General features: G+C 64.7%; 8 protein-coding genes. 4 read left to right on the top strand and 4 right to left on the bottom strand.

All coding sequences use genetic code 11. The features are described from left to right. From WMK75_RS17550 to WMK75_RS17535, 4 genes are all read right to left on the bottom strand, one after another. The coding region (locus WMK75_RS17550) for a hypothetical protein (RefSeq protein WP_347268881.1) at window positions 1–195 on the bottom strand (195 nt) is incomplete at its 3' end. Between the two features lie 114 nt (window positions 196–309). Then, window positions 310–1176: a DUF6544 family protein gene (locus tag WMK75_RS17545; protein ID WP_347268880.1), complete on the bottom strand. Its 867-nt coding sequence runs from the start codon at window positions 1174–1176 to the stop codon at window positions 310–312. Window positions 1177–1370: 194 nt separating this feature from the next. Further along, window positions 1371–1688, bottom strand: coding sequence for a type II toxin-antitoxin system RelE/ParE family toxin (locus WMK75_RS17540; RefSeq protein ID WP_347268879.1), 318 nt, complete (start codon window positions 1686–1688; stop codon window positions 1371–1373). Then, complete coding sequence (locus WMK75_RS17535; RefSeq protein WP_347268878.1) at window positions 1685–1954, bottom strand: hypothetical protein; 270 nt, start codon at window positions 1952–1954, stop codon at window positions 1685–1687. The genes WMK75_RS17540 and WMK75_RS17535 overlap by 4 nt, the downstream gene beginning before the upstream one ends. 486 nt (window positions 1955–2440) lie before the next feature. Between WMK75_RS17535 and WMK75_RS17530 the strand changes: the two genes are divergently transcribed. The 4 genes from WMK75_RS17530 to WMK75_RS17515 all read left to right on the top strand — a co-directional run bounded on the left by WMK75_RS17530 (window position 2441) and on the right by WMK75_RS17515 (window position 6659). Then, the gene (locus WMK75_RS17530; protein WP_347268877.1) at window positions 2441–3076 is read left to right on the top strand and encodes a hypothetical protein; all 636 of its coding nucleotides are present in this window, start codon (window positions 2441–2443) and stop codon (window positions 3074–3076) included. A gap of 1 nt (window position 3077) precedes the next feature. Further along, complete coding sequence (locus tag WMK75_RS17525) at window positions 3078–3677, top strand: hypothetical protein (protein WP_347268876.1); 600 nt, start codon at window positions 3078–3080, stop codon at window positions 3675–3677. Window positions 3678–3736: 59 nt separating this feature from the next. Beyond that, entirely contained in the window at window positions 3737–5179 is a 1443-nt protein-coding gene (locus tag WMK75_RS17520) for a DUF4942 domain-containing protein (protein ID WP_347268875.1), read from the top strand. Between the two features lie 604 nt (window positions 5180–5783). Further along, the gene (locus WMK75_RS17515; protein ID WP_347268874.1) at window positions 5784–6659 is read left to right on the top strand and encodes a zincin-like metallopeptidase domain-containing protein; all 876 of its coding nucleotides are present in this window, start codon (window positions 5784–5786) and stop codon (window positions 6657–6659) included. Window positions 6660–7544 lie beyond the last annotated feature (885 nt).

Here is a 7544-nt window from a genome sequence, read left to right as displayed (position 1 = left end):
GTAATGCCTTGATTTTGCATATGCTGGATACTCAAGCAGGCTCAAAATGCCCGCGGAACTGTCGAACTTCGGGGGTCCGGTGCTATCACCTGGGGCGTGAGCCTGCCGCATCCAGGGTTCTTCGAGCGCGGGTGATCCAGCCTGCAACAGGGCGGCACCCACTACCACGTCGATAGGGCGGATGACGCTGAGCATCCTCCTCTCCTTCGTCAACCTTGTGGCTATTGTCCTGACTATACCCGCGAATCCGCTATTCAACTCGGTTTCGGCAGGGCGCAATGGCAGATGCCCATCACATCTGCGGGGCTGTCATGGCCTTACTACCGAAGACGGGATGAAAGTGATGTCGGTCACATCCGCGATGAAGAACGGGAAATAGGCATCGGTGCCGAATTGATTGTCCGCCTCGACATGGGTGGGAAGTTGAAAGCCGCCGAAGTCCCGGAACTCGGAGAGGTGGCCGCCGAACGGCTGCAATCGCCAAGTCTTGTCGGGGTTGGCATCGCTCCAGCGCGGGATTACGACCGTGACCGGCCGGCCCTCGGCATCGACCGTCACGTCAACCGACTGCGCGATCCCGTTATGGGTGACGGTCACCCGGGCGGTCGTGTCATCCACCGCTTTCCAGACCACGCCGGGGCGGGGCAACAAGGCGGCGGGTGTCCAGAAGACCGCCTCGCCCACATGGCGCCCGAAAGCCGAGCGCCAGTGATCCCCGGTCCCGCCGGCCCGCGCCACGGGGATCAGCCCCATGAGCCAGAAGCGCGTCCAGCTTTCGTCACCCACGGCGCCGTCCGAGCCGGAGATGCGCATCACCCCGCGCCGTGCCGACATGCTCCAGACGAACCCTTCGGGCGAGGCCAGAACCTGCTGCGCGGTCATCGCCATGTAGTCGGGCGCCTCTCTGATCCCGAGGCTGAACTGGCCGGTCATCGTGATCCGCGCCACGGTAAATAGCGGCGTGCCGCGACGGATGCTGAAGCGGAAATAGCGTTGCGCCGGCTCGGGCAGGCCTGCGACCATCGCCGCATCGAAGTTGTCAAGGCGGGCGGGCTGTATCGCCGCCAGAGCCGCGCCTGCCCGTCGTTCGGCCCGAATGTCGGACAGGCGCCAGACCCAGAGCGCCGCAATCGCCACCAGAATGCAGATGCTGGAAATCAGGATCACGCTTTTCATCCGCATCGCCCCTCTGTCGACAGATATCCCCTTGTCAAGCCTAGTCACCGAGCATGCCGCTGAACCGTGGCGGCCCGATAATCAAGCCTGCAAGAGCGCGTGGCGATCAGTGGCTTCTGACAGGGACGTGAGCCTGCCGCATCCGGGGTTCTTCGAGCGCGGGCGAACCCAGTCCGCAACCGCGAGTCCTGACCCTACCACGTCCGTGCCATGCTCCGTGTCATCCAGTCCTGGCCAGCATAGCCGATGGCATGGATCAGAACCTCCCGCCTGTCATCGTCAACCGTGAAGACGACAACCCCTTTGCGCCCCGCCGGGATGGCCCGCAGGCCCAAAGCGATCTCGTTGCGCAGGCTACCTTTGTGCGGGGTTCCTTGCAGGCTGGCGATCACGTTCTCGATCTCTGCCAGCTTGCGCCCTGCGGAAGCTGGCCCTGCGTAATCGGAAATCAGCCGGGCGATTGCCGCCAGATCGTCCGAGACCGCCGGATGAAGGCGGATGCGGTAGATCATGCGCCGCGAGCGGCCGCGATGACGGCACGGGCCGCAGCGAAAGCATCTTCGGCATCGACATAATCTTCGAGCGGCGTCCGCATGCGATCGCGGATCACGTCCGCCATTGCTGCAAGTGTCAGATCACGCTCTTCCTCGTCGCGGATCATCTGTTCGAGCGCGGCCGCGACGACGGCGCTTTGCGAGGCAAACATGCCTTCGCCAACCCGCTCGGTCAGGAAGCGATGATGGCGATCGGTAAAGCTGAGGGTCGTCTTGACGGTCATGCGCATGCTCCGGGTATGACTTGATCATCTAATATGGAGCAATCGTTCGTTCAAGCACTTGTCGTCGGGTGTGCATGACTTTGCGCCACTTGCACACAGAGGAAGTCCGCGCATGACGCGCGTGCTGATCTGATCCGATTGCCGAGCCAGGGGATCGACGGGCCATGCGGCCCGCTCACCCCTGCCCCGCAGGCTTTTCCGTTTCATCTGTCCGCCACGCATCCCCTGCCGGGCCGGTCAAGGGCAAGCGCCGCCTTTGGCGTCGTCGTCCAGGCGGGCCGTGTCCTCGCCCTTCGGGCTGCGGGCCGCACCACCCCGCCTTCCCGACCCCCTGACAGTCCCGGCCGGGGCCACGGGCAGGGCTGCGCCCTCCCGTTCTGCCCTTCGGAAAGCACGGGGCTTTCCAAGGTCAGAAAGGAAGGTCTCGCCCATCGGCGGAAAGGGGCCACGAGAGCCCGCCGCCAGTCGCAAGGAAGGAGACGGGCAATGCTCTGCAACTATTCGGCGCTGACGCGCAATGATGGCCACTGGCTGATCCAATGGGCCGCGTGGGATGTGCAACTCGACAAATATCTCGGCACTTTCACCACGGACGAAATCCGCGAGAAGGCGGCGACGGACCCTGCATGGGTGAGCATCATCCAGTATCAGCGCACCGGCACCCGCCTTGATCGGACCGAGCGCATCCGGGCCTTCAACGGGTTGGCCGGAAAGGACACGATCCTTGATTTTCATGGTTTTGTCGTGTCGCCGGTGCGCATCGAGGATGGGCAGGTCGAAGTGTGCCGGCCCGGCGAGCATACCGTCTGGTCGATCTACGGCTGGTATCAGGACGAGGAAAACGACCGTTCCGGCTGGTTGCTGGTCCATGACGACGAAGGCGGCGACCTCGGGCGCAAGCTGGCGGAAATCATCGACCTGACCGAGGCGCGCGTCGAGTATCGCGACCCCGATCATGCCTGCGCGAACACCACGCTTGCTGCACTTTCCGAACTGCTGGCCGCGCGCATCCTCGACGACATGCTTGACGGTGCCGCGTCAGACAGGACGGGCGATCACCCGCTGTCCGAGCTGCGCAAGCACGTCCGCGAAGCCATCGAAATCCGCGCGGGGAGGAACTGACATGGGCTGGCTCTTTTATTCCACCCCTGCCTGCATCCGCGACGAGATCGCCCGGATATGCACCTGGAAGAATGATGATGGACGGGGCTATCCCGTCCTCATCAGCAAGCAGGGCAGCACATGGTATGCGGCTGTTCGCAGCGAACCCGCAGGCGGGTGCCGTAAGGACGGGCTGGACGGCACGGGGTCATTCAAGACCGATGCCACCGGCGGTTATACCTTCGGCGCCGTGTTCCTGACCCGCAGATCGGGCAGCGAATGGGGCTACAAGGACATGGACGAGACCATGGGGCCGAACGAATCCGACGCGCCGGCGAAGCTGCTCGGCCTGCTGTCGCCCACGACCAGCGAATATGCTCTCGACTGGCGCGAGCGTTGTCGCCGGAACGCGGCACGCGAGGCGCGGCCCTTGAAGGAAGGCGACGTGATCCGCTTTGAGGAACCCTTGCGCTTCACGGACGGCACCGAGCATCAGACCTTCCGCGTCACGCTGGAGCTTCTGCCCGGAGCGAAGCGCCGCCGCATGGCTTTCATCTCGACCGAGACCGGCGGGCGTTACCGCATCAGCGCCATCAAAAGCCGCAACTGGACCCGCATCTGACCGGCCCGGCCCGCGCGCCACAAGGCGCGCGCGGCCTCGCCGTGCCCGAGGATTTCACCATGAACATTCACGACCGCACCACCCCGACGAGGGGCGGGGCACTGGTTGCCCCTGCCAATATCCACGCCATCTGCAATGCGCGCGATGCTGCACTTGCGCAGATGAAGCATGCCGCCGCTGCTTTGCAGGAGGCGTTCGCCCTTGCTGTCGCTGCCAACGACACCGCGCGCATTGCACATGGCGGCTGGCACTCGCCGCGCACCGACAGGCGCGAACAAGAACACCGCGACCGGCTGTTTCCCGGAGATTTCGGCCCCAAGGCCAGCATCGAGGCGTTCCGTGCCAATCTCGATGCCGCCATCTGGACACGGTTGCTCGAAGAAAGCGGTATGCGTCGGATCATGGACGCCAAGGAGCGCGACGACATGGACATGGCGTTGCGCGGCGATGTGCCGCCCGCCACCATTGAGAACATCGACGCGACCGTGGCCCGTCTGCTTGGCGACTCTGAGCTGATCTTTCGGCGCGGCATCGCCCGTGCCTTCGCGGGCCTCGACCGTCGCTTCAAGTCCCATGACGGCTTCAAGGTGGGCAGCCGGATCATCCTGACCCATGTGTTCACCGATTACGGCGGTTTCAGCTATGGCGGCATCCGGGCAACCCTTTACGACATAGAGCGGGCCTTCGCTGTTCTCGATCATGCCCCCGACCGGGCGGGGGAACTCGAAATCGCTCTTGGCCGCGACCGTGCCCAAGGCTACGGCCCGCGTCAGTCCGAGGTTGAGACCCGCTATTTCAAGGTTCGGGGTTTCAAGAACGGCAACGCTCATCTGTGGTTCGCCCGTGATGATCTGGTCGAGGCCGTCAACCGCGAGCTGGCTGCCTATTATGGCGCGGCCCTGGCCGATGCTGCCCCTGACACCGCGCGGCCCGAGGATTACCGCCCCACCGGCACCGCTGTTGCCCGCGATCTGGCCTTCTTTCCTACGCCCGCCGAGGTCGTCGATCATCTGCTGGCCGATCTGCGCATTACCCCTGACATGCGCGCGCTTGAGCCCTCGGCCGGGATCGGCAACATCGTCCGCGCGGTCCTCGGGCGCGGGGCACAGGTCGATGCCGTTGAAATCCATCCTGACCGCGCCGATACCCTGCTCGGGATTGCGCGGGACGGGCTGCGTGTCACCTGCGCCAACTTCCTCACCATGCGCCCCGATCCGGTCTATGATCTGGTGCTGATGAACCCGCCGTTTTCAGGCACCCACTGGATGCGCCATGTGCGTCACGCCTTCGACTTCCTGAAACCGGGCGGCACCCTGCGCGCCATCCTGCCGGCCTCGGCCGAGGTCAATGAAACCCCGGCGCATGAGAAGTTTCGCGCATGGGCCAAATGCCATGGCCCCGGCTGGCGCGGTCTCTGGCGAGAGCTGCCGCCGGAGAGCTTTGCAGAGGTTGGCACCAACATCGCCACCGTCATCTTGACCCTGCACAAGCCCGCAATCTAGAATCCCGCCAATCCTTCTGCGACGAAGGTAAACTTGGCCCCCGCTCACGCGGGGGCCTTTTCTATGGTCGGTGCTCTGGCCTCGTGGCGTTACTGCTGGCGACCGGGTTTCGTCACGGACCGAGAGCAGCGAGGACTGTCGATCTGATTTCCAACGGATCGGCCCGCGCCATCGTCGCCATCACGAACACGGCCCTGCCGACCGATAGCATCATGCAAAGGAAGCCCGCGCATGACGCGCGTGCTGATCTGATCCGAGCGCCGTGCCAGGGGATCGACGGGCCTGCGGCTCGCTCACCCCTGCCCCGCAGGCTTTTCCATTTCATCTGTCCGCCACGCATCCCCGGCCGGGCCGGTCAAGGGGCAAGCGCCGCCTTTGGCGTCGTCGTCCAGGCGGGCCGTGTCCTCGCCCTTCGGGCTGCGGGCCGCACCACCCCGCCTTCCCGACCCCCTGACAGTCCCGGCCGGGGCCACGGGCAGGGCTGCGCCCTCCCGTTCTGCCCTTCGGAAAGCACGGGGCTTTCCAAGGTCAGAAAGGAAGGTCCCGCCCATCGGCGGAAAGGGGCCACGAGAGCCCGCCGCCAGTCGCAAGGAAGGGGCCACAAATGGCGTTCGATCTTTACCAGCACGTCACCGAAGCGATTATTGCCAGCATCGAAGCGGGCACCCCGGCATGGCGCAAGCCGTGGACCGGAGAGGCGGGCGGGGCCGCGTTCCCGCATCGCGCCAATGGCGAGCCTTATCGCGGCATCAATGTCCTCATGCTGTGGCTTGCCGCCGAGGCCAAGAGTTACCGCGCCGCCCATTGGTTTACCTACGCCCAAGCGCAGGCTGCCGGCGGGCAGGTCCGCAAGGGCGAGAAATCCGCAACCGTGGTCAAATACGGCACTTTCGAGCGCGAGGACGAGGAAGGCGACGAGCGCCGCATTCCGTATCTGAAAGCCTATCGCGTGTTCAACGCCGAGCAGATCGACGGCTTGCCCGCCGAGTTCTACGCCACGCCCGCCGAGGAAGCCCGCGACCTCGGCACCGAGGCCGACCCCACATTGCAGGCGTTCTTTACTGCGACCGGGGCCGACATTCGCACCAGCGACGACCCCCGCGCCTATTACAACCCGGCCGAGGACTTCATCCACATGCCGCCGATTGCCACCTTTCACGGCGCGGCAGGCTATTATGCCACGCTGGCCCATGAGGCGACCCACTGGACCGGACACAAGAGCCGTCTTGATCGCCTTGGCCGCTTCACCGATCGCAAAGCCTATGCCTTCGAGGAACTGATCGCGGAAATCGGCAACTGCATGATCTGCGCCAGCCTTGGCCTGACCCCGGATTTCGGCCAATCCGCCGCCTATGTGGAAAGCTGGCTGCGCGCCCTGAAAGACGACAAGCGGCTGATCTTCAAGGCGGCGAGTGAGGCACAGAAGGCCGCCGACTGGCTGCTGAAAACCCGGCAGGATCAAGAGCAGGTGGCCGCGTAAGCGGCCCCCATCCTTGCCAGATGGAAGAAGGAAGGGGCCGTCGAGCGTGAGGCGGTTTCCTTCACTATCCCGATGACACCGGATCAGGCTGCAAGAATGAGGGGACCGGGGCTGGCGCCCCTGTCCCCTTCCTCTTTGCCCGGTCAGCGGATGATTTTTCCTGCAACCCGATCGGGATCTGAAACAAGGGTCGAGAAAGTGCGGCAAGGGCGCGTCACGGCGTTGCCGTGATCGGGCTCTAGCTGCGGCCTGTGGCCTTCGCCCGCGCCGCGCGAGCGCGTCTCGGCCCGTGCGGGTGACGATCCCTCGCGCAAGGGGCGCACCGTGTTGCCCAGGCAGGGGCGGCTCGCGCTGCCTCGTCGTCTGCCGTGCCGCCTTCACCTCTTCATGCGGCGCATCTGGACGCCCGATTGCCCCGATGGGAATGTCCGCGCGCCGTTTTCGTTGCCCGCCGCCCTTCTGCTGGAGGATGGCCGGTTTGCCGGTGAATCGTCATGCCATCACGGCCCTCGTCGGGAATGCGCTGCAACGGCCACTCACCTCGGTTCTCCTTTTTCCTCACGGTGCAATCTGGACCGGGGCGGCCGACGGATCGGCCCGCAAGCGGGCCTTCAACGACTGATTTCCCCTAGCCTGTGGCCATTCCTCGCGAGGCAAATCAGCCGTTGACCCCCGGCCTCGGTCCCCGGTCCTTCACGATTTGCACGGAAAAAGGAGAACCGAGATGAGCACCTACTACACCGTCACCGTCCCCGTCGAAGGCCGCGATGGCAAAACCCGCTTCCGCCGTGTCGGCGTCATGTTCCAGCAGAAGGACGGCTCGAAGAGCGCCTTCAACATCAAGCTGGACTTCCCCATCGGGGCAACCGAGCTGGTCCTCTTCGC

The organism is Paracoccus sp. (in: a-proteobacteria) (assembly GCF_039808215.1).
In the GTDB taxonomy this organism is placed as follows: domain Bacteria; phylum Pseudomonadota; class Alphaproteobacteria; order Rhodobacterales; family Rhodobacteraceae; genus Paracoccus.
This window is presented reverse-complemented; position numbering and strand designations above follow the sequence as displayed.